The organism is Methanococcus voltae (assembly GCF_017875395.1).
Classification (GTDB): domain Archaea; phylum AGJL01; class Methanococci; order Methanococcales; family Methanococcaceae; genus Methanococcus; species Methanococcus voltae_C.
The window spans coordinates 71181-93727 of record NZ_JAGGMO010000008.1; the positions used below are offsets into that span (position 1 = coordinate 71181).

The following is a 22547-nucleotide window of genomic DNA, read 5'->3' on the forward strand; positions in this document are numbered from 1 at the left end:
AATTATTGTGATGATTAATTAATAAAATGATAATACCTAATATTCCTAATAATATAACAATATAGGTTGATAATTGTCTAATTAATATAATTAATATCGTAAAATGTGACATTTTGATATTACACTATTTACATACTAATTGTATATAATTAAAAAAGAACACTGAATATGTTCATATCTATAATCATAATCATATAAAAAACATCATTATTTAATAGGTTGTATACAACTATGTTAATCATATATTTAATAGTATCTATTTATTCTAAAATTTTAAGCTACACCATAATGCACATTATAGTATAGTATTATCTATTAAGTATCTCCTTTTTATATTTTTTGGTTTATTGCTCTATTATTTTCTTTATACGCTCATTCAAATGTATAGCTTGTTTTATAGGGTTATTAGTTAAGTGATATGCTAGAAAAATAAGAAAAAAACTAAGAAGTAACTTACTAAAATATATGCTAAATTAAGTACTAAATTAAGTACTAAATTAAGTACTAAGATAATTAATAATATAATTTAAAAAACTAATTTAAAAAAAAATAAATTAAAAATAAAAATTTAATATTAGATAAATTAAATAAATTAAATAAATTAAAGTTATTCGATATCAATTCCTTTTTTGATTGAAATTTCTGATTTTGGAAGGAATAAAGTTAACATTCCATTTTCAAATTTAGCTTTTGATTCGTTTTCCTTAACTGGTGTTTGTAACGTAATCATTCTGTATGCGTCTTCTTCTGAAGACATTTCATTGTATATCACGTTTTCTGATTCAGTTACTGCTAAAGGTTGTCTTTTGGCTCTTAACTCAATTGAATTTCCAACTGCGTTTATAACAATGTTGTTTTTTTCAACCCCTGGTAAAAATGCCATAATTTTTATTGATTCGTCACCATCAATAATTGATATCGGCATAAATCCTTCGCCCTGTATTTCTAAACCATTCATTCTAACGTGCTTTTTTGAACCCATTGAGCCGAAAGCAGAACCCAAATCTGTCATTCCGCCCATAAAGCCCATTGATTTTATAATATCGAAAGGGTCGTTTGAATCTCTACCAAACATATATACCACCTCTAGATTATATCATAATTTAGCATAATTCGTTATATGGATATTACTTTGAAGTTCTATATATACTTTCCGGTTGTTAATTGACCTTATTTTTATTAATTTTTATTAATTTTACCCTAATTTGCAGATTCTCAATATGTTATATAACTCTATTTAAAATATATCTATATTTCTATATATTTAAATTTTTATTTTTTATTAATTTAATTCTTATTTTTAATTTTATTACATGTATTTTTTTAAATTGTAGATATTATTTATATTCCTTAATTCATAAATTATTATATAGCATGGTAAATCACATTAAAATAAATAATATGACCACGTATTTAGGATATAATTAGAATAATTGTTTAATTGTTTAATTGCATAAGTAGTATACAATTACTATGTAAGATAAGTAATATTATGTAATTATAGTAAAATTTGGTGATAATTTGGTTTTTAAGGCTTATGATATTCGGGGAAAATACAAAGAACAACTTGATTATGAATTTGCATATTCATTGGGTGTATCTTTAGGTGAAACCTATAAAAATGTACTTGTAGGTAATGACGTTAGAGTAGGCTCTGAAGAACTCGTTAAACCGTTCATTTGGGGGCTCTTAGACATGGGGAGCAAGGTTTATTATGCGGGGACTATCTCAACTCCGAAAATGTACTACGGGACTAAAGGGGGAGGCTACGATTTAGGTGTAATCTTAACAGCTTCGCATAATCCGAAAGAATACACAGGTTTTAAAGTATGCGACAAAAACGTTGTGCCACTTTCACCGGTTGAGGATATTAAACCTAATTTTTCAAGATTGGAGATACAAAATACAAAAATTGAAGAAATTCAAAATACAAAAATTTTGGATATACCAGATATTAATTTTGACCCAATCGATGATTATGAAGAATATTTCATAAAAAAATTTAAAAACAATTTTTCAGATGCGGAATTAGCTGAAATACCAATTTGTGTCGATTTTGCAAATGGTGCAACTACCATGGCCGAAAAAAATGCAATAATGAAGTTATTTAAAAACTATAACTTTATAAATGAATGCCCTGACGGAACGTTTCCAGCTCACGAACCAGATACTTTAAAAGAAGAATGTTTGAAGCAAATTAAAGATACTACTGTAATTACAGGTGCTAAACTAGGTCTTATCTTTGATGGTGATGGGGATAGGTTAGGCTTAATAGATGAAACCGGTAACGCGTTGAAAGGCGATATAATAACTGCCATAATTGCAGACCAAATTATGAAAGATATCGAATTGAAAAAAATAGATTATCCAAATTGTGAGTATGAATGCGAATGTATATGTCACCCTATAGGAGAAGATACAAACAGCGAAGAAATCGTTACCCATACTACAAAACTTACAAAGGACGGTAAACCTTGCATAACTACACCAAAAATAGTTTATGACTTAAGATGTAGCAATATAGTCCCTGAATTAGTAGAAAAACACGCTGCAAACGCTATTAAAACTCGTGTAGGTCATTACTTTATCAAAAAATTAATGCACGAAATCGACGCAGATTTTGCAGGGGAATTTAGTAATCATTTCTACTTTAAAGAAATAGGTTATTTCGAAAGCCCGTTATTAGCTTTAAAGTACGTTCTAGAGGCCATGAGCGATAATGATATGAAATTATCTGAATTAGCAAAACAATACGAAATATATTACCATAGCGGGGAAATAAACTTTAAATTAGCAGATAAAGCCACTCAGGAAAAAACGATTGAAACAATTAAGAATCATTTTAAAGAGTGTAAAATAGAAACTATCGACGGTATTTCCGTATATTGTGGAGATTGGTGGTTTAATTTGCGTGCTTCAAATACTGAACCACTTTTAAGGCTTAATTTAGAAGCTAAATCCAAAAAAGAAATGAATGATAGGGTAGATTACATAAAAAGTTTAATTATTTAATTAAATAGCATTATATAGTTAATTACGTAATTAATAAATAATTATTTAATATTTCTTATTTTTAATTATTATTTTGCTTTATTTTTATATTTTATATCCGTATTATGGTTATTTTTATTCTTATTTAATTTTATTCTTATTTAATTTTATTTTTCAGCATTTTTTTCTTCTAATTCTCTATCTTTTTTAGTCCAATAATTTGCCAATAAAGGACCGGTTATATTATGCCAAACGCTGAATATTGCACCAGGTACTGCTGAAAATGGCGAGAAATATTGCGTAGCTAATGCGACAGATAAACCAGAATTTTGAACGCCCACTTCTACGACTATAGCTCTTCTTTTAGCTTCAGATATGCCCAATTTTTTAGTAATTCCATAACTTATTAATAAGCCAAGCCCATTGTGCAAAATAACTGCGAGCAATACTAAAAGTCCTGAAGTTACTATTTTATCCGCATTTACTCCAATAATCGCTCCAACAATTAATATAATAGCTACCACTGATACTAGGGGCATTGATGACCTAAAAGGCTCTAATTTTTTGCCCATTAATCCATTTAATATTAAGCCCAAGGTTACTGGTAAAAGTACTATTAAAAATATCGACTGTATCATCGAAGATGCGGGAATCCCCACCCATTGATGAGCAAGTATTAAAGTCAATATTGGTGTTATTAACGGCGAAACTACCGTGCAAAATGTTGTTATTGCCACAGAAAGTGCTACATCCCCTCTAGCAAGATATGTAATCACGTTTGAAGCCGTCCCACCTGGACAACAACCTAATAATATAACACCTACTGCTAATTCTGGGGGTAATTGTAAAGCTAATGCAATAATATATGCTAAAAGAGGCATTAAAGTAAATTGTAAACCCATACCTAAGAATACATCTTTTGGTCTCTGTAAAACTATTTTAAAATCATCAAATTTTAGGCTCATGCCCATTCCAAACATTATTATTCCCAAAAATAATGATATGTGAGGTAACGCCCAGGAAAAAACATCTGCATTGAAAAATCCGATAATTGAGCCCAATATAACCCACAATGCAAAGTAATTTTCCGCAAGTCTTTTTATACTTTCAAAGACGTCTGAAAAAATGGTTAATATTTGGTACATAAAATCACCTAATAACAAAATCTAAATCTATAACACAATTACTATTTTAATAATCTATCTAATTCTATCTAATTCTATCTAATTCTATCTAATTCTATCTAACATTATATCTAATATTTTTATCTCATAAGTTATTTATAATTAAATTGTAATGATTAATCATTATAAATTGAAGTCAAAATAATATAATTACTCATCATATATAAATATATCAAAGAAACTTTAAAATTTCTATTTTATTTTTACATCGTATCTATTTTATTTTTATTTTAATAACCTATATATTGTACGAAAAAAATAATATATAGTATAGATTATCTAAAAAATTAGAATCTTTATTATTGGCTCTAATCTCATATCTGACAGGGGATATTATGTATCGATTTAAGATAAAAGATAATTCGAAAGGAATGGTAAGTTATCATATATCGTATTGTTATGAAAAAGAAACCGAAAACGAAAACGGACACAAAAACAGTGAATATAGTAAAAACAATAAACCAAATTATGAATTAATATTTGATGATGAATTTATTCAAATTATGAATGAGTTACAGGGTGAAAAAAACTTTAATAATTATGTGGATATAATTGTAAATTCAATCAATTATGAATTTGATGAAAAATTTTTAAAAGAATCAATATTGTTAAAAATTCCTACGTTTTATAATACGATAAACAAAAATATGCGTATAGGAACCGAGGAAGTCAAAGCAGATGCGCTTAATGATAATTTTTGCAATGAAATTTTTAAATATGTTAAATTAAATAATTTATATGATATAAATATAGAAAATAGCGACTTAAAAAGCCACATATTCAGAAAAAATATTATATTGTTTAATTTGTTGGATATTGAAGAAGATTATCTTAAAGACTTAAAAAATAAATTAAAAAGAAATGGTGCAAAAAAAGTAATCTTTATATCGTTCTTTAAACTACTGGGAAATCCTAAAGATTTGTTGGAGCAGATTACCAAAGAAGTTATATTGCAGGAGTTAAATGTAATACCTCGAAATAATCTGAATTCTGATAAATACGATTGGCGGGAGTATTATATCGAACAGCTTCGTAGGGATTCCTCATTGTGCATAAATCTCATAAATAGTCTAAATGATTCAGATTTGGAAAAATTTTCTGAAGTTATTTCTAAAAAATTAGAATATTTCCCAAATGACCCTAATTTAAATTTTAGTTTGGCAATAATAAATATTCTAAAAAAATACCCTGGAAAAGAAGATATATACGAGTTATCATTTGAAAATCAGGAAGAAATAGATTATTACAATAATTATGTGGATAAATATATAAGAAATGGTTTAGCTGAATTTAATGAGTTTATAGCAGAATATTTTGTACTCTATATCAATTTAAAATTTGAAAAAAATATTATATTGAAAAATAAAATGCTACAGCCGATTATGGATGGTTACATTCAATCTTTGGCAAAATATGAGGGTGAAAACTTATAATCAATAATCTGATTATATATGATCATATTATTAATTACAAATTATTAATTATGACGTATTGGTTATAACTAATATATATTAAAAAATATATATTTTCAAATATGTTAAACATAACCTAACATAGCTTAAATAAGTAGTAAACACATAACAAAATAGTAATGAAATATGAATATACTAGAATAAATCATCAATGATATATTTTTATCAACTAAATTAATTAAGTGGTGGAATAATGGAATGTCCTATTTGTAAGGGAGAAAAATGTATTAAAATGTCAGCTATTGAATTATATGAAGGTTTGATGGACTTATTTTTCAAATACCAAGACCCTGAAAGCGATGTAACCTTTAAAAAATACCCTACGGTTGGAGAAATCGGCGCTTGCGAGGAAACTGGTAAAAAAATATGGTACTGTCCATACTGTAAAAAACCATTCCCTGAAAACTATAAAACCAATGAAGTAACGATTATTTGCCCACATTGTGGTAAAACGCTTTGCATACCTGTTTCGAATAGAACTTTTTGTTAAATAACAATTCATAACCTTTCTTTTCAATTTTTAAATTAGTTTTTTAAATTATTTTTATCGTTACTTTATTTTTGTAATTATGTTATTTTGTATACCCGGTATAATTTTAGTAATTTAGTTCCTATTTTAGGAAATATAATTCATATATAGAAACTTTTATATACTATATTGTATACAAAAGTTCTTTAGAAATATATTAAAATTCATAAAATGCCCATACAAAAAACTCTCAATATCAATAAATCAATAGGTGATTTCTTGAAAAAAATAATCTCAACAGTACTTGCAGTATTGGTTGTATCTTCCGTCTTGTTATTCTCAGGATGTATCGAGGGCGATGCAAGCAGTAACCCAGTAAACCAAAAACAAAGTTTAAAGATATCTGGCTCTACAACCGTATTGCCAATAATAAAAGATTGTGTAATAAATTACGACGATAAAAACGTTTTAATCGACGTATCTGGCGGAGGTTCCGGTTTTGGAATTTCCGAAGTTGGAAATAAAATAGTAAATATTGGTATGAGTTCAAGAGACATTAAAAGCAGTGAATTCACAGATTATCCAGATTTAAAAGCACATACTATCGCAAAAGACGGTGTAGCCGTTGTAATAAACCCTGAAAATACAGCAGTTAATTCAATTACCAAACAGCAATTAAAGGACATATACGCAGGCAAAATAACCAACTGGAAACAATTGGGTGGTAACGATGCTACAATTAACGTATATACGAGAGATGAAGAAAGCGGTACGAGAGAAGTATTTGATAAAAAAGGACTTGACGGTCAAGAAATATTCCCTAAATCAATAGTTGTCGCTTCAAACGCTGCAATGAAATCTTCCGTTAAAAGCGATAAATACGGTATCGGTTACGTTTCAATCGGTTACATAGACAATACTGTGAAAACATTAAACTTTGAAGGCGTAGAACCTACAAAAGAAAATGTTATAATGGAAAAATATGAAATTTCAAGATCATTATATTTAATCACCAGTGGAGAACCTACCGAAGTAGAAAGTAACTTTATAAACTTCGTAAAAAGCCCGGCTGGTCAAGAAATTGTATCAAATAAAGGTTACATTGCATTAGCCTAATTAATCTTAAAAAATAAACTAAATTATTAATTTATTTATAAATTTTTTATCTAATTTTTAAATATTATTGTTAATTACCCATTTAATTCATTCTTATCTTCAAAGGTGATTTTATGCCAATTATGAATTTTACAAAGTTTACAAATTTCATTAATTCAAATCTCAAAAATAATCAGAAGAATCAGAAGAATCATAAAAAACTTAACAAAAAAATTCCCGAATATACTTTAAAATTTTTTGCAATGTTCTCAAGTTCGATAATTTTTGCAATAGTAATTTTTTTAATATATAATTCAGTTCCGCTAGTAACCGAGCTAAATATATTTGATTTCCTATTAGGTGGACAATGGACGCCCTCAAAAGAGCTCTACGGGATATTACCAATGATTGTGGGTACCATACTAACAAGTTTCTTATCGTTATTGATTGCAGTGCCTTTGGGAGTAGGTTGCGCCATATTTTTGTCAGAAATAATCCCAAACAATATTTCTAAGATATTTAGAAGTTGCATTGAGATATTGGCTACAATACCTTCCGTAGTTTATGGATTTATCGGCATGATATTGCTCATACCACTTATAAGGGACATTTTCGGCGGTACGGGCTTTAGCGCATTATCTGGCGGGATAATATTATCTATTATGATATTACCAACTATAGTTTCACTTTCGGAAGATGCACTGAGGAATGTTCCAAGTGCCTTAAAAGATGGAAGTCTTGCATTAGGGGCAACAAGATTTCAGACGTTAAAAAACATAACCCTACCTTCTGCACTTAGCGGCATAATATCAAGCATTATATTGGGACTTGGAAGGGCTGTAGGCGAAACTATGGCCGTCATCATGGTTGTAGGTAACTGGGCATTGATACCAAATTCCCCACTAGAGCCAGTTAGAACACTAACAAGCCATATCGTACTTAATATTAAAGAAACTGCTACTGGTGGGGTAATTTACCACATAATGTTTGCTACAGGTCTTGTTTTGCTCATTGTGGTTATGGCATTAAATTTAATTGCAAAATACGTTAATTCAAAGTATAATTTGAATAATTAACTATTAAAATTAAAACAACTCAAAAGGGGTAGTTTTATGAAAAAATTTATGGTCGGTAAATTAGGTAAATTAAGTAACGTAGATAAATTAACTAAAAAGGGCTTTAAAAATACAGTACTCAATAAATATTTAATTAATTTATTAATAAGTGATGTAACTATGGATAATACTAAAAATATTAATTATTTACAAGATGAAAATGGAAAATGGAAAATGTCAAAATATTTATCCCACTCAAAAAAGCGGAAAATTGAAGAAAAAATAGCATTTTCAATATTTTATTTGTGTGGATTAACCGTATTGGGGATATTATTCTTCATGATTTGGCATATAGTCTCCAATGGAATAGGGGTAATATCATTTAGCTTTATTGCAAGCATATACAATGCAATAGTTGGTACTTTATCATTAGTATCTTTATCCATCGTATTTGCAGTTCCTTTCGGCGTATTATCTGCAATATATCTTTATGAGTACGCAAAAGATAGTAAACTTTCGCAAATTGTTAGGTTTTCGTCAGACTGCTTAGCAGGTTTACCTTCAATCGTATTTGGGATATTCGGGTATGCAATAGCGCTTAAAACTATCGGTCCTTCATTATTAGTAGGGGGAGTTATATTATCATTCATGATATTGCCAATAATCATTAAAGCAACAGAAGAAGGCTTAAAATCTGTTCCAAGCGATATAAGGGACGGTAGTCTTGCTTTGGGTGCTTCAAAATGGCAAACAATCCGTCAAATAGTGGTTCCATCTGCCATGCCTCAGATTATAACTGGAGTTATATTGGCAATGGGCAGGAGTGCAGAGGAAACTGCTGCGGTAATGTTTACAGCAGCGACGATATATGCGTCTGGTTTTGGGTTATTAAACAGAGTTGAAACACTTTCATTTAATTTATACATTACTGCTACGGAGTATTCCACACAACAGGAATTAGCGTCTGCTTACGGTATTGCGGTCGTATTATTGGGTTTGATGATTACTTTATTTATCATATCTAATTTAGTAAAAAGAAAATTTGCAAAATACAATTCTAACATTTAATTGAATTAATATAGTATGCTATAAAATAAAAAATAAAAAATAAAACAAATAGAATACTGAAATTTGGTGTAATTATGGTGACAACGATGTCAAATGAAAATATTGGAAATGAAAATATGAATATTGATAATAATACCAATATGAATACCAGTACTAATACCGATATTGAAAATAATGAATTAAAAGACATAATAATTGACACAATAATCGACGTAAAAAAATTAAACTTAAAATATGGGGATAAACAAGTTTTATTTGATGTAGATATGCCAATTTACAAAAATAAGGTTACTGCTTTAATTGGCCCTAGTGGTTGTGGTAAATCCTCCTTTATCAGATGTTTAAATCGTATGAACGATGAAATACAAAATACGGAAATTAAAGGAACGATAATGTATGAAAACATCAATATAAACGATGTAGATGTGGAAGACTTACGAAAAAAGATAGGGATGGTATTTCAAAGACCTAACCCATTTCCTATGAGTATTTATGAGAATATTGCATACGGACCTAAAATTCACGGTACTAAACTATCTAAAAAAGAAAAAGATGAATTAGTAATTGAATCTTTAAAAAAATCGGCGTTATTTGATGATTTGGATGAGCCAAACGAATCTAATAAAGTTAAGATATTGCAAAAATCAGCGCTTAAATTATCTGGCGGTCAACAGCAACGATTATGTATTGCAAGATGTATTGCAGTTTCTCCTGAAATTATACTCATGGACGAACCTTGTTCAGCATTAGACCCGATTTCCACGCTTAAAATCGAAGAATTAATTAAAGAACTTAAAAAAGATTATACTATCGTAATCGTTACACATAATATGCAACAAGCAAAAAGAGTTTCTGACTACACTGGATTTTTTATGAATGGAAACGTTGTAGAATTTGGAAAAACTGATGATTTATTCAATAATCCAAAAAATAAGTATACTGAAAATTATATAAAAGGAATATTTGGATAATTTAATAATTTAATAATTTAAATAAGTTAAATAAGTTAAATATTTTAGATAATAAAATGAAGAATGAATAAATAAAGAATAAATGAATAAAAGAAATAATTTTAGTAAGGAACAGGTAATCCTAATTCCATTCTATGAGCTATTTCTTTTTCATTTTTCTCTTTTTTCTGCAATGAGAGTTTTTGCACTAAATCCAAACCTGGTTGTACGTCCTCGATATTTTTAGTTTCTAAGACGCCCGCTTCAACCATTTTGTTTAAGTATGCTTCACCTTTTTCAGTTCTTACAAATATGGTACTCCAGCCATCTGGACTACCCACTGAACCTGTTGAGATATCTGCAAGTTCTGCAGTGTAATCGGTGCAAATATGGCAGGATTTTTGTTCATACATATGTGTATCTTTCAATTTAACGGATTTTACATCACCGTATTTTGAGTATACCCAAAATTTACCTTTTCCGATGTCTGTTTTTAAAACATCATCCATTCTGATGCCCGCGTACTCTTCTACGATTGCTTTCATACCTTCGTATGAAAAGTTTTCCATACAGAATATACCCATTACTAAAGCAATTTTCGAATCTGTGTGCCTAAATCCCATAGGATACTTGATTAATTTTCTTATAGCCTGCACTTGGCAAGGTGTTCCTACAATACCTACCTTTTCGAGTGCATATTCCCTAACGGCGTCTTTTAAAACTGATACATTAGGTGATACAGTATATTTTGTACCTGCAGCATTTAAAACTTCTTCAGGGGTTGTAGCAACTTTTGGAGCTGCATTAAATCCATCTTCGGTGTTTGCAACAATTACACCATCGAGAAGTTTACTTTCTAAGCCATATATGTAAGCTGCGGATACGATACCACCATCTTGTGCCTTTTTTAAAATTTCTTTATCTGTGGCTCTTGCAGATATTACCGTTTTATAATTTCCAAATGGGTTCAAAATACCACCTCTAAGAAATATGAGCGTATTTCATTATTTTATTGAGTTTTTTTCCTTTATTTTCCGTTTATCTGTATTTATTCAAGTTTTCGAATTATTTCTGGGAATCTAACTCTTGGACATTGAGCACTACAAATTCCACATTTTATACAGAATTCTGAATTAATGTTTGGTTTTCCTTCGACCATATCTATTGCATTAACTTGGCAAGCTGCTGCACAAGTCCCGCAACCCATACAGAGCGATTTATTAATAACTTCTTTAATTACATCGCATCCGCAAGCATCTTTTCCATATTTTGCAATTTCTGCGAACGGTTCTAAATATTCCATATCTCCTTCTAGAGCTGCTGTAAGCAATTTTACAATTGATTCTGTGGAAGGAGGGCATCCTGGAAGTGCTAAATCTACTTTAATCACGTCACCAATCGGTACAAATGAAGCGTGACTAGGTTGTGACATTTGACCGCCTCTCGCAAATCTAGTAACTCCGCCAGAAGCTGCACAAGCTCCGAGTGCTACAACAATTTTTGAGTTCTTACGGGTGGTTAATATATCATCCATTGCGTGAGGATCATCTAAACACACGCTACCCTCAACTAATGCTATATCTATACCTTCCGGTATTTTTCTTTCGATTAATATTTTATCATCGGTTTCTGTGATTTCTGTTTTTTCATCAGCCAACGTTAACGCATAAACTAACTCAACAGACCCTAAAATATCAAGTAATTTTTCATAGGTATCTGTAAGGGATATTAAACATCCTGTACAACCACTCATGTGTATATGGGCAATTCTTACCACTATATCACCATTATCGATATAATTTATTTTATTTATTCTAAAACTTAGTTAAATTAATTTATTAACTCATTAATAGTCAATTTATAGTCCATTTAGTAATTTAGTAATTTAGTATAATACATCCATAAATATATTTTAAATTTAAAATTAAATTTAAAGAAGGACTAAAAACATGTTTTTAGATTATTTTAGATTATTTTAGACTATTTATTTAATTATTTAGTCTAATTTAATTCTTCAATTATCATTTTAACCGCATCATCGATTGAATTGGTTACTTCATCCGATAATTCAAGTAATATGTCCGGTGCCGTAACTCGTTTTTGTTGACATCCGATAACTACAATCTCAACCCCGTAATCATCGTTAATTTCTCTTAACATACCTGCTAATGGCATATCGTGGGCATCCACGTGATATTTAGGAAGATTTGGTATATCTTCAACATATAGTTTTTTCAAGGTCCCTGGTTCTAAACCATAGTCAATAATATCTGCAATTACAATCTTTCTTAAAGGGGTTTCTCCATCTATTAATGATAAAATAAAGTGAGAAGCTCCCGTACCTGCGTCAATGAGTTGTATTTTTTCGGAATTTAAGATAGGATATTGCTCTTTTAATTCATTTAATCTGTTTATTATATGGTATCCAAATCCATCGTCCCCAAAAAGGATGTTACCACATCCAAGTACTAATATCTCTTTATTTAAGTATCCTGGCATAATTCACCATTTTTAGTTTGGTAGTATACAATTATAGTTTATATGTAGTTTACATATGGTTTATAAAATATATTTATAGATTTAAATTAATTATTGTATTGTTATTATATTTTTATAATATTTTTATAATATTTTTTTATATTTTTATTTGAAGTATTTCTCATTTACAACCTTATTATCGTAATCTAAGGATATCATGTGAGTTGCACAGGAAACACACGGGTCGTAGGCTCTTACAACGTGTTCAGCGAATTTATAGTGCGTACCTTCTACCGCTTTACCAATTAATGGAATATTCCATGTGGTTGCTACAATTGCGTTGTAATAGGTAATTCTACCTTTTTCGTCTATTGAAGCTTGGTGGGTGTTGTGACCTCTAGCAGCTTCGTGAACTCCAAGACCTAATTTTTCACCATCTCCCAAAATAGGGTCTTTTGCTCTTGTTGGACCGTCCACGTTTAATTCGTCGACTATTTCCATCGCTCTTTTTACGTGCACAACGTTTTCGTAAGCTCTTGCAATATGTATTGCCATCGCACCTTTTTCCTTGAAATCGTGGAATTTCGCAAATCTTGCACGTGGACCTACTTCCATCAATCTACCGTTATACCTTGGGATTGTTGTACAAGCTTGTACTGCTACTTCTTTTTCATATACATCGTATGGCGTATACTCGTGTACCTTTTTCTGGTCTATATTTTCCCTATTTCCATATGTGGAGTCAGTAGCTAAATATCCAAAGTCGTGGTATCCTAATTTTTCAGGAATTTCTGTTCCATCAACTAGTGTTCTATTTTCAAAAATAGGAATTAAATATTCGAGCTGTTCTTTTGCTAATTTTTCAAATTCTTTACATTTGTAGTATATTTTTGAAGCTGCTGAAGGAGTAATGCTTTTTAACATACCGCCCACTTTAATGTTTGGAGCGTGGATTGCTTCCCCACCTATTGTATCAACAATATATTGACCGGTTTTTCTCATCTGCTGAATTCTTGTGATGTATTCAACACGGTCTTTTTCAGGTATAAAATCAGGAGCAATTAAAAATTCATGTAATGGGTGTGAGTGCATTTTGTTCCCGATTCCGGTTAATTCTCTTAATAATAATCCATCTTTTGGAGGTACAATACCACAAGCGTCTTCAATTGCTTCCACAGCTGATGTAGCGTGTGCAATAGGGCAAATACCACAAAATCTTGAAACTGCAATAGGTGCAAATTCCGCCGGTTTACCTACTAAAAACTTTTCAAAGCCTCTTACTGGCGTTACACTTAAATAGTTACCTTTCTCTACGATTCCATCGTCATCTACTTTCAAAACAAGTTTTGTATGACCTTCGTGTCTGGTTGTCGGGTTAATTTCAACAGTTTTTCCCATTAAATCACCTATTTGTTAAGCCACAATTAGTATTCTATTTATTTTTTATTTAACCACATTTTAATTTAAAATTTTTAATTTAAGAGATATTTATCGGTATTTTAAGTTTTTAATTTTTAAGCATTTTTTACACATATTTTTATTAAAAGTCACAAATTAGTCATTTTATTTAGTCTATATCTAGACTATATTTAGCCCAGAATTTCACATGTCATTAAACATTCAAATATTTATTAAAAAATTTAATATGGTATTTCTATAATTAATAGATATTAGAAATATTATTAACCATATTAATAATTCAATATAATGTCTTTAAAATTTTCTATATAAACCTTTTGATTTCGTTTTAAAAATTGTATTATATATATTAGGTAACGTTATACACATATGAGAAATTAGAATAACTATTGACTATATTAGATTATCTAATGAGGTGAAAATGTGGCTGAAAACTGGGAACCGAAAATTGTCGGTTTTTGTTGTAACTGGTGTACTTATGGTGGTGCAGATACAGCAGGTGTTGGGAGAATGCAATATCCTCCAAGCATCAGAATCATTAGAGTGATGTGCTCAGGCAGAATCGAACCATCATTCATATTAAAAGCATTCAAAGAAGGCGCTGATGGTGTATTCATCGGTGGTTGTCACCTTGGAGACTGTCACTACGATGCAGGTAACTACAAATGGCAAAGAAGAGTTATGATGCTCTACGATATGCTCGAAGAACTTGGTATCGAAAGAGAAAGAGTCATGCACGAATGGATTTCAGCTTCTGAAGGTGAAAAATTCCAAATTGCAATGAATGATATCTACGATAAAATAAAAGCTATGGGTCCTTGTACTTTAAAAGAAAATACGGGCAGTATAGACGAAGAATAATAAATAAACCGATTTGATTTAAAATATACTAGTATTATAAATTAATACTGAACTAATACTGAACTAATACATACGGTGGTTTCATGGTTAAAATAGCTACTACATGGCTTGGATGTTGTTCTGGTTGCCACATTAGTCTTTTAGATTTACATGAAGACTTATTAGGCATTTTAGAACAAGTTGAATTAGTCCACAGCCCTGTTTTAATGGATGTTAAAGAAATACCTGATGACATAGATGTTGCATTAATCGAAGGTGGGGTTAGAAACGAAGAAAACCTTCATATTGCAAAAGAAATGAGAAAAAAAGCGAAAGTTGTAATTGCTTTCGGTACTTGTGCAGTTTACGGTGGTATCCCAGGTATGGGTAACCTTTACTCAAACGAAGAATTGCTCGAAAAAGCGTACAAAACGACAATTACTACTAAAAATGATGAAGGTATCATTCCAAACGAAGAAGTACCTGCATTAACTTCGAGAGTAACACCCCTCTCACAAGTTATTGACGTTGATTACATACTTCCAGGATGCCCTCCTAAACCAGAGTTAATCGCAAGTGTATTGACTTCACTTTTAGAAGGCAAAGAACCTGAATTATCAAATAAAAACATGTGCGAAGTGTGCCCTAGAGAAAAAAGTAGCGAAGGGGTTGTTGTAGGCGAGCTTAAGAGAAATTACGAAGGCGAAATCGACCCTAAAAAATGTTTACTTGAACAAGGTTACGTTTGCATGGGTGTTGCTACAAGAGCAGCTTGTGGTGCCATATGTCCAAGTGCAGGCGTTCCCTGTACTGGTTGCTACGGTCCAACCGATAAAGTTGTAGACCAAGGTGCTAAAATGATATCTGCGTTAGCTTCCGACTATAAAGTTGATGATGATAAAGAAATGGATCCTAAGGAACTTCCAAACAAAATGATTGACAAAGTAGGTAGTTTTTATAAATTTACACTCCCTAGTGCGTTAATTCCTGTGAAAAACGATAGAAATAAAAAATAATTAAAAATAATTAAAAATAATTAAAATTGTTAAGTGGTTAATAACTCATATTTCCTTATTTAATTTAATTTAAATTAAATTGGTTATAAACTCAATATGGGGAATTTAGTAAAATAAATTGATTAAAATAGACAATTATATTATTTGACTATAAAATGACTATAAAATAATACCAATCTACTTTAAAATTAAAATAAATTAAAATAAAACGAATAGTTTAAAATTAAAAATTATGGATTATCATATATGGTGATATAATGACAAAATTGTCAATAGAACCTGTTACTCGGGTTGAAGGACACGGTAAGGTTACGTTATCATTTGATGATAGCGGAAAGCTCGACAAAGTCAATTTTCACGTTGTGGAAGTTAGAGGTTTTGAAAAATTCTTAGAAGGGAGATATATTGAAGATGCACCAATATTCACCCCGAGAATCTGTGGAATTTGTCAAGTTTCACACCATTTAGCAAGTGCTAAAGCAGTTGATAACGTATTTGGTGTAAAAATACCTGAAACAGCAGATATGCTTAGAAATTTAATGCAACAAGGTTCAAACGTGCACAGTCACGCTTTACACTTTGGTATGCTCGCATCTCCAGATTTAATGTTCCCAACTACGGATGACGCTTTAAAAAGAAACCTTTTAGGCGTTGCCGGGGAAAATATGGACATAGTGAAAGATGCAATTGCAATGAGAAAAGTAGGTCAAACTATCGTTCAAAAAGTAGGCGGTAGAGCAATTCACCCAGTAACTGCGATAGTAGGCGGTCAATCAAAACCACTAACCGAAGAAGAAAGAGATGAACTTTTAACTTTATCTGATAATCTTGTTGAAACAGCTGAAAGAACATTAAACGTCGGAAAACAGATGGTTGAAAGCTTAAAAGAAAAAGACTTAATGGACCTCGGATATTTCGAATCCTACCACATGGGTTTAGTAAATAAAGGCGCTCAAGACATCTATGAAGGAAATATTAGAGTCGTAAACGCTGAAGGTAAAACCGAATACGAATTCGATCCTGCAGAGTATGCAAACTATATTTCAGAAGGAGTAAGACCTTATTCATACTTAAAATTCCCGTACTTAACTGAAAAAGGGGAAGGCGAAGGAAATGGGGCGTATAGAGTTAATACACTCTCAAGATTAAACGTATGCGATAAAATGCCTACACCACTTGCTCAAAAATACTACGAAGAATTTGTTCAAACATATGGAAAACCTGCACATCAACCTATGTTATTCCACTATGCAAGATTAATTGAATTATTATCAAGTTCAGAATTAATCAGAAAATTCTTAGAAGACGATAAAATCGTTGGAACAGATGTTAGAGCTGAAGCTAACGATATTGTGGGCGAAGGTGTTGGTTGCGTTGAAGCTCCAAGAGGTACTTTAATCCACCACTTCAAAACCGACGATAAAGGAATTATTAACGATACTAACTTAGTTGTTGCTACCGTTCAAAATAACCCTGCAATGGACATCGGAGTTCAAAAAGTTGCTGAAAAATACATCAAAACACCGGAAGACGCAAAGCCTCATATTTTAAACCATATGGAAATGGTTATTAGAGCTTACGACCCTTGCTTATCCTGTGCAACACACACCATCGGTGAAGAACCTAAAATGTTATCCATGGATGTTTACCAAGGCGGAAAATTAATTAAAACATTATAATCGGTAATTTACTGATTAGTAACTAAATTAATAATAAATAATTGTTAAATACTGGTATAAATACGAGTATTGCTAAACGTAGTACGATCATGCTATAGAATTATGCTATAGAATTGAATTGAATAATACATTTACATAGTAGGGGATGTTTATGACTAACTTAAATTCAGAGAACAAGTGCAGTTGCTGTGATTCAGCTAATTCATGCGACGGAACAAATGGTATCAATTGGGACAAAGAGAAATGTGAATATTGTGGTCCTTGTGCGATAAAATGCCCAAATGATGCTATAATGGTTGTGAACCCAAAAGGTCTTGAATTACCATCTAGGGCTAAAACCGAAAGAGCAAATGAATTTAAAATGTGCGATTTATGTGGAACTTGCGTATCTGCATGCCCAACAGAAGCTTTAAAAATGGGAAAAATTGTACATAACGAAAAAGAATACGACAGGATTGAATTTACCCCAAGTCTCTGTGATAGTTGCGGTACTTGTGTTGAAATCTGTCCACAAAATGTATTAAAATTAAATGAAGAATACAAACTCAAAGGATTTTGCGTAATGTGTCTTAAATGTATAGATGCTTGTGACAAAACCAAAAAGAACGCTTTATCATTAAAATAATTTTTTTGATAAATGTAGGTATTAAGAAAATTGATATATTTATTAACATATTTAATATGTAAAATTTTACGATATTATATTAAAAATACCAAATTAAATTAAGATATTACCATTCCTATCTTTAAATTATAAAATAATATAAAATAATATAAAATAAGTATAAAATAACCATTAAAATTAATTATATAGCCAAAATATCGGTGATATTATGGAAGAACCAAGAATTGGAGTTTATGTTTGCCATTGTGGTGTTAACATAGGCGGAGTTGTAGACTGCGAAAACGTAGCTAAAACTGCCGAAGGACTCGAAAACGTAGTAATTGCAAGAGACTACAAATATATGTGTGCAGACCCGGGGCAAGAAATGATTAAAAAAGATATCAAAGAGCTAGGGTTAAACAGAGTTATTGTAGCAGCTTGTTCACCAAGACTTCACGAACCTACATTTAGGAGATGTGTTGCAGAAGCTGGATTAAACCCATTTTTATTTGAGTTCGCTAACATTAGGGAACACTGTTCGTGGGTTCACATGAAAGATAAAGAAAAAGCTACTGAAAAAGCAAACGATCTTGTAAGAATGGCCGTAGCAAAATCAAGAGGCTTAGAACCATTGGACTACCTTAACGTACCAGTGACCAAAAGAGCACTCGTTATCGGTGCAGGGGTTGCAGGTATCCAGGCAGCTCTTGATTTAGGTGACGCAGGTTTTGAAACAATCGTTGTAGAAAAAACCCCATCAGTTGGAGGTAGAATGGCGCAACTCGATAAAACATTCCCTACTAACGACTGTTCAATTTGTATCCTTGCTCCTAAGATGGTAGATGTTGCAAAACACCCTAAAATTAAATTATACTCATACTCTGAAGTAAAAGAAGTAAAAGGTTACATAGGTAACTTCACAGTTAAAATTGAGAAAAAGCCAAGATACTTAAGTGAAGAGAAATGTACCGGTTGCGGTTCTTGTGCTGAAGTATGTCCTATTAGCGTTCCAAATGAATTTGACATGGGACTTGGAATGAGAAAGGCAATCTACAAACCATTCCCACAAGCGGTACCTGCAAAATACACCATTGATATGGAACACTGTATAGATTGTGGTCTTTGTTCAAGAGTTTGTGGCCCTCAAGCAATTGACTACAAACAAAAACCAGAAATCATTGAAGCTGACGTAGGTTCAATCATTAATGCGACAGGTTACGACCCATACGACCCAACCGAAAAAGAAGAATACGGTTACGGAGTTTACCCTAACGTTGTGACTGCGATGGAATTAGAAAGAATGATTAACGCATCCGGTCCTACGCTAGGTAAAGTAATTAGACCTAGCGATGGTCAAAAACCAAAAAGAATCGCATTCATTCAATGTGTCGGTTCAAGAGATGCTAAAACAGGTCACAGATACTGTTCAAACGTTTGTTGTATGTATGCAATGAAAAACTCACAGTTAATCAAAGAAAAATCACCTGAAACAGATATCGATATCTACTATATGGATATTAGGGCATTCGGTAAAGCATACGAAGAATTCTACGAAAGAAGTGCGAAACAGTACGGTATTCAATTTATTAGAGGAAGACCTGCACAAGTATTGCAAGATGTTGATAGTGATAACCCAGTGATTAGAGCTGAAGATACACTTTTAGGTGAAATATCTGAAAAAGAGTACGATTTAGTAGTTCTCTCAGTTGGTATGGTGCCTTCAGAAAGTGCGGACGACATCCAAAAATTACTCGGTATTTCAAGAAGTGCGGACAGATTCTTCTTAGAAGCACACCCTAAATTAAGACCTGTAGATACCGCAACAGACGGTGTGTACTTAGCTGGTGCTTGCCAGGGTCCTAAAGATATTCCTGCATCAGTTGCACAAGGTTCAGCAGCTGCTTCGAGAGCTTCAATTCCATTAGCTCAAGGGGAAGTTCAAATTGAACCTATAGTTGTAAACATCGACAGTGAAGTTTGTGGTGCATGCGGTATTTGCGTACAACAATGCCCTTACGGTGCACCAAGATTTGTTGAAAAAGACGGTAAAATGGCTGTAGAAGTAATTTCTGCACTCTGTAAAGGTTGCGGTACTTGTGCGGCAGGTTGTCCGAGTGGAGCCCTAGAGCAATCACACTTTAAAACAGGACAAATTTACAGTCAAATTGAAGGAGCATTTAAAGATTCATTCTAATTAATACTCCATTCTACCAAATATTTTAAATTAAAATTAATTTAACTTAATTTAATTTAAATTGTTAAAATAGTTAAATAGTGGTATAACTAGTACAATTTAGATTTTAAAAAAATAACATATGTAAGCATATACGATAATGTATATACTAATTTACTTTAAGATATTATTAATTTCTATTTTTTTATATTTTTATTGTTTATTTTATTATTATAATTATTAGTATTATAATTATTATAATTATTTTATTAATAACCTAATTCAATTAATCGCCTAAGGTAAATAGCAAACCTTTTCCTACACTCGGAACAGTGTTTTACATAGAGCAAATAGTGTATAACGTTTCCACGGTCTGCTTTTTTCTGCAAAATATCTTTTGGCAAGTGTTTTATATGTGGCGATACATCTTCCAAATCTGATTTATGATTGTAACCCCTACTAATCATTTCTTTTGCTAGTTCATCGTGTCGTTCCTTTATGGTGTCAACTTCAACTTGGTCAAATTCCACGTGCTTTGTTATCTGTCTTTTACGTTTTAAAGAGCCTAAAAGCATATGACTCTCCACATGCGCACTTCCAAGGTGTTTTTGACACAAAGCTACGGCGGGAAAATGAGGAAATTGATTAACCATAGTTGCACCTTGTAAACTTATAATATTGTTAAAATCGTAATCCATGTAATAAGTATTGACATTTGTTCTTGTATTAATATATCTACAATAATGTATATATATTATAAGATTTCTATAGGTAAATATTGAATAAAAAAATTAATAAAATAAAATAAGATAAATAATAAAATAAAATAGAATAAAATAGAATAGTAAAAAATCAAAACAAACTAAAACCAAAGTTTATAAAAATCAATGGTGTTTAAAAATGAATCATATACCGAAAATCTCGAGTAAGGATAGTTTCCGAAATATGAATGCAAATGACTTGAATAATGAAATTAATAACGTAAATAGTTTAAATTCAAAAATTGTTGTTTTATCCCAGTGGTGGCACTAATCGCTGTGTAATTTGTTAGCGAACGCTATAGTTCGATAACGGTAATTGTAAATTAATTGTATTTTGCAGTAGTTAACTAAAAATTTATAAATTTTAAAATAATTATATCCATATATTTGACCATTTAAATTTATAGATGTTTAATTACTATTTTATGCAAATATATTGTACAATTAATATATTTAGATTTACAAATTTTAGTTAATTAAACTTAAAAATTTAGTAAATTTAACCAACTACATCTAAATTAACGAAAATTTAAGGCTGATTATCATGATAAATTTTAAAAGACAGGCGAATGCCATAAAAAATTGCAATAAATCGAATAAAAAGAATAATATGGATGAAAAGAATAAAACCAATAAAAATGCAGTAATTGCAGAAATTAAAGTTCATTCTCCTAAATACGGCGATTTACTAAAACAAAGGAACGAATTGGATATATTAAATATATATGAAGAAGCTGGAGCTGTTGGAATTTCTTATATCACGGATAAACAATATTTCAATGGAGACTTTGAAGTATTTAAGAAAATTTGTAAAAATACGGAACTTCCCGTACTTAGAAAGGATTTTATCACTGCAAAAGACGAAATTGAAAAAACTGCAGAAGCAGGAGCCAGCACAATACTATTAATTCCAAGGCTATTAAGCGAAGAAACAGCTGAATTTGTGGATTATGCAAACAGCTGTGGACTCGATACACTCGTTGAAGTACACAATGCGCAGGAAATAGAAATTGCGAAGAATACAAAAACTTCTATGATTGGAATAAACAACAGAGACATACGTAAATTAGAACTTGATGACGGGACGGTATCTTTAACTGAAAAATTAGCTAATTTAATACCTAAAGATAGAATACTAGTTAGTGAAAGCGGAATTTCTAATTTAAACGATTTAAACACTGCTTTAAAATATGCTGACGCCGTATTGGTTGGCACGTCATTTATGAAAGCAGACTTTAAAATACAGAAAGAGTTTGTTGAAAGCTTTGTAAGGGGAAAATATGACTGAAACAG

20 protein-coding genes and 1 pseudogene are annotated in these 22547 nt (G+C 31.0%); 14 read left to right on the top strand and 7 right to left on the bottom strand.

What is annotated here, in order from left to right:
• Window positions 1-607: 607 nt before the first annotated feature.
• Window positions 608-1075: an Hsp20/alpha crystallin family protein gene (locus J2127_RS07905; protein WP_209733021.1), complete on the bottom strand. Its 468-nt coding sequence runs from the start codon at window positions 1073-1075 to the stop codon at window positions 608-610.
• Window positions 1076-1521: 446 nt separating this feature from the next.
• On the opposite strand from J2127_RS07905, the gene J2127_RS07910 reads away from it, so the two are divergent.
• Window positions 1522-3012, top strand: coding sequence for a phosphomannomutase/phosphoglucomutase (locus J2127_RS07910; protein WP_209733022.1), 1491 nt, complete (start codon window positions 1522-1524; stop codon window positions 3010-3012).
• 146 nt (window positions 3013-3158) lie between these two features.
• On the opposite strand, the gene J2127_RS07915 is transcribed toward J2127_RS07910, so the two are convergent.
• Window positions 3159-4136 carry a bile acid:sodium symporter family protein gene (locus tag J2127_RS07915; protein WP_209733023.1) on the bottom strand — a complete coding sequence of 326 codons (978 nt, stop codon included), beginning with the start codon at window positions 4134-4136 and terminating at the stop codon, window positions 3159-3161.
• A gap of 374 nt (window positions 4137-4510) precedes the next feature.
• Between J2127_RS07915 and J2127_RS07920 the strand changes: the two genes are divergently transcribed.
• The 6 genes from J2127_RS07920 to pstB all read left to right on the top strand — a co-directional run bounded on the left by J2127_RS07920 (window position 4511) and on the right by pstB (window position 10305).
• A complete protein-coding gene (locus tag J2127_RS07920; protein WP_209733024.1) occupies window positions 4511-5608 on the top strand; it encodes a hypothetical protein in 1098 nt (365 codons plus the stop codon).
• 232 nt (window positions 5609-5840) lie between these two features.
• Window positions 5841-6137 carry a hypothetical protein gene (locus tag J2127_RS07925; protein ID WP_209733025.1) on the top strand — a complete coding sequence of 99 codons (297 nt, stop codon included), beginning with the start codon at window positions 5841-5843 and terminating at the stop codon, window positions 6135-6137.
• A gap of 258 nt (window positions 6138-6395) precedes the next feature.
• Window positions 6396-7232: a phosphate ABC transporter substrate-binding protein gene (locus J2127_RS07930; protein ID WP_209733026.1), complete on the top strand. Its 837-nt coding sequence runs from the start codon at window positions 6396-6398 to the stop codon at window positions 7230-7232.
• A gap of 113 nt (window positions 7233-7345) precedes the next feature.
• Window positions 7346-8287, top strand: coding sequence for a phosphate ABC transporter permease subunit PstC (gene pstC / locus J2127_RS07935; protein ID WP_209733027.1), 942 nt, complete (start codon window positions 7346-7348; stop codon window positions 8285-8287).
• A 213-nt stretch (window positions 8288-8500) separates the two neighbouring features.
• Window positions 8501-9334 (top strand): phosphate ABC transporter permease PstA, encoded by an 834-nt coding sequence (pstA, locus tag J2127_RS07940; protein ID WP_209733049.1) that lies wholly within the window; start codon window positions 8501-8503, stop codon window positions 9332-9334.
• 74 nt (window positions 9335-9408) lie between these two features.
• Window positions 9409-10305: a phosphate ABC transporter ATP-binding protein PstB gene (pstB, locus tag J2127_RS07945; protein WP_432442932.1), complete on the top strand. Its 897-nt coding sequence runs from the start codon at window positions 9409-9411 to the stop codon at window positions 10303-10305.
• A 101-nt stretch (window positions 10306-10406) separates the two neighbouring features.
• On the opposite strand, the gene frhB is transcribed toward pstB, so the two are convergent.
• From frhB to frhA, 4 genes are all read right to left on the bottom strand, one after another.
• Window positions 10407-11255 (bottom strand): coenzyme F420 hydrogenase subunit beta, encoded by an 849-nt coding sequence (frhB, locus tag J2127_RS07950; RefSeq protein ID WP_209733028.1) that lies wholly within the window; start codon window positions 11253-11255, stop codon window positions 10407-10409.
• A gap of 77 nt (window positions 11256-11332) precedes the next feature.
• Window positions 11333-12061, bottom strand: coding sequence for a coenzyme F420 hydrogenase subunit gamma (frhG, locus tag J2127_RS07955; RefSeq protein WP_209733029.1), 729 nt, complete (start codon window positions 12059-12061; stop codon window positions 11333-11335).
• A 224-nt stretch (window positions 12062-12285) separates the two neighbouring features.
• Complete coding sequence (gene frhD, locus J2127_RS07960; RefSeq protein WP_209733030.1) at window positions 12286-12783, bottom strand: coenzyme F420-reducing hydrogenase, FrhD protein; 498 nt, start codon at window positions 12781-12783, stop codon at window positions 12286-12288.
• Window positions 12784-12927: 144 nt separating this feature from the next.
• The gene (gene frhA, locus J2127_RS07965) at window positions 12928-14160 is read right to left on the bottom strand and encodes a coenzyme F420 hydrogenase subunit alpha (RefSeq protein WP_209733031.1); all 1233 of its coding nucleotides are present in this window, start codon (window positions 14158-14160) and stop codon (window positions 12928-12930) included.
• Between the two features lie 444 nt (window positions 14161-14604).
• Between frhA and J2127_RS07970 the strand changes: the two genes are divergently transcribed.
• The 5 genes and pseudogenes from J2127_RS07970 to J2127_RS07990 all read left to right on the top strand — a co-directional run bounded on the left by J2127_RS07970 (window position 14605) and on the right by J2127_RS07990 (window position 20514).
• Complete coding sequence (locus J2127_RS07970) at window positions 14605-15042, top strand: hydrogenase iron-sulfur subunit (protein WP_209733032.1); 438 nt, start codon at window positions 14605-14607, stop codon at window positions 15040-15042.
• Window positions 15043-15125: 83 nt separating this feature from the next.
• Entirely contained in the window at window positions 15126-16037 is a 912-nt protein-coding gene (locus tag J2127_RS07975; RefSeq protein ID WP_209733033.1) for a F420-nonreducing hydrogenase, read from the top strand.
• A 257-nt stretch (window positions 16038-16294) separates the two neighbouring features.
• The gene (locus J2127_RS07980) at window positions 16295-17716 is read left to right on the top strand and encodes a Ni/Fe hydrogenase subunit alpha (protein ID WP_209733034.1); all 1422 of its coding nucleotides are present in this window, start codon (window positions 16295-16297) and stop codon (window positions 17714-17716) included.
• Between the two features lie 220 nt (window positions 17717-17936).
• A pseudogene (locus J2127_RS07985) lies at window positions 17937-18341 on the top strand (4Fe-4S binding protein); the annotation flags it as partial.
• Window positions 18342-18549: 208 nt separating this feature from the next.
• Entirely contained in the window at window positions 18550-20514 is a 1965-nt protein-coding gene (locus J2127_RS07990) for a CoB--CoM heterodisulfide reductase iron-sulfur subunit A family protein (protein WP_209733036.1), read from the top strand.
• A gap of 248 nt (window positions 20515-20762) precedes the next feature.
• Here the strand turns inward: J2127_RS07990 and J2127_RS07995 are convergent, their stop codons facing one another.
• Window positions 20763-21146, bottom strand: a complete 384-nt coding sequence (locus tag J2127_RS07995; protein WP_209733037.1) for a pyrimidine dimer DNA glycosylase/endonuclease V — start codon at window positions 21144-21146, stop codon at window positions 20763-20765.
• A 247-nt stretch (window positions 21147-21393) separates the two neighbouring features.
• On the opposite strand from J2127_RS07995, the gene J2127_RS08530 reads away from it, so the two are divergent.
• Both J2127_RS08530 and trpC read left to right on the top strand, forming a co-directional pair.
• Window positions 21394-21525 carry a hypothetical protein gene (locus J2127_RS08530; RefSeq protein ID WP_281063940.1) on the top strand — a complete coding sequence of 44 codons (132 nt, stop codon included), beginning with the start codon at window positions 21394-21396 and terminating at the stop codon, window positions 21523-21525.
• Window positions 21526-21795: 270 nt separating this feature from the next.
• The gene (gene trpC / locus J2127_RS08000; RefSeq protein ID WP_348635426.1) at window positions 21796-22542 is read left to right on the top strand and encodes an indole-3-glycerol phosphate synthase TrpC; all 747 of its coding nucleotides are present in this window, start codon (window positions 21796-21798) and stop codon (window positions 22540-22542) included.
• Window positions 22543-22547 lie beyond the last annotated feature (5 nt).

Excerpts from the sequence above, each read along its gene's own strand:
- J2127_RS07905 (WP_209733021.1), bottom strand. The coding sequence starts at position 1,075 with ATGTTTGGTAGAGATTCAAACGACCCTTTCGATATTATAAAATCAATG.
- J2127_RS07915 (WP_209733023.1), bottom strand. The coding sequence starts at position 4,136 with ATGTACCAAATATTAACCATTTTTTCAGACGTCTTTGAAAGTATAAAA.
- J2127_RS07920 (WP_209733024.1), top strand. The coding sequence starts at position 4,511 with ATGTATCGATTTAAGATAAAAGATAATTCGAAAGGAATGGTAAGTTAT.
- J2127_RS07925 (WP_209733025.1), top strand. The coding sequence starts at position 5,841 with ATGGAATGTCCTATTTGTAAGGGAGAAAAATGTATTAAAATGTCAGCT.
- pstC (WP_209733027.1), top strand. The coding sequence starts at position 7,346 with ATGCCAATTATGAATTTTACAAAGTTTACAAATTTCATTAATTCAAAT.
- pstA (WP_209733049.1), top strand. The coding sequence starts at position 8,501 with ATGTCAAAATATTTATCCCACTCAAAAAAGCGGAAAATTGAAGAAAAA.
- pstB (WP_432442932.1), top strand. The coding sequence starts at position 9,409 with ATGGTGACAACGATGTCAAATGAAAATATTGGAAATGAAAATATGAAT.
- frhD (WP_209733030.1), bottom strand. The coding sequence starts at position 12,783 with ATGCCAGGATACTTAAATAAAGAGATATTAGTACTTGGATGTGGTAAC.
- frhA (WP_209733031.1), bottom strand. The coding sequence starts at position 14,160 with ATGGGAAAAACTGTTGAAATTAACCCGACAACCAGACACGAAGGTCAT.
- J2127_RS07975 (WP_209733033.1), top strand. The coding sequence starts at position 15,126 with ATGGTTAAAATAGCTACTACATGGCTTGGATGTTGTTCTGGTTGCCAC.
- J2127_RS07980 (WP_209733034.1), top strand. The coding sequence starts at position 16,295 with ATGACAAAATTGTCAATAGAACCTGTTACTCGGGTTGAAGGACACGGT.
- J2127_RS07990 (WP_209733036.1), top strand. The coding sequence starts at position 18,550 with ATGGAAGAACCAAGAATTGGAGTTTATGTTTGCCATTGTGGTGTTAAC.
- J2127_RS07995 (WP_209733037.1), bottom strand. The coding sequence starts at position 21,146 with ATGGTTAATCAATTTCCTCATTTTCCCGCCGTAGCTTTGTGTCAAAAA.
- J2127_RS08530 (WP_281063940.1), top strand. The coding sequence starts at position 21,394 with ATGAATCATATACCGAAAATCTCGAGTAAGGATAGTTTCCGAAATATG.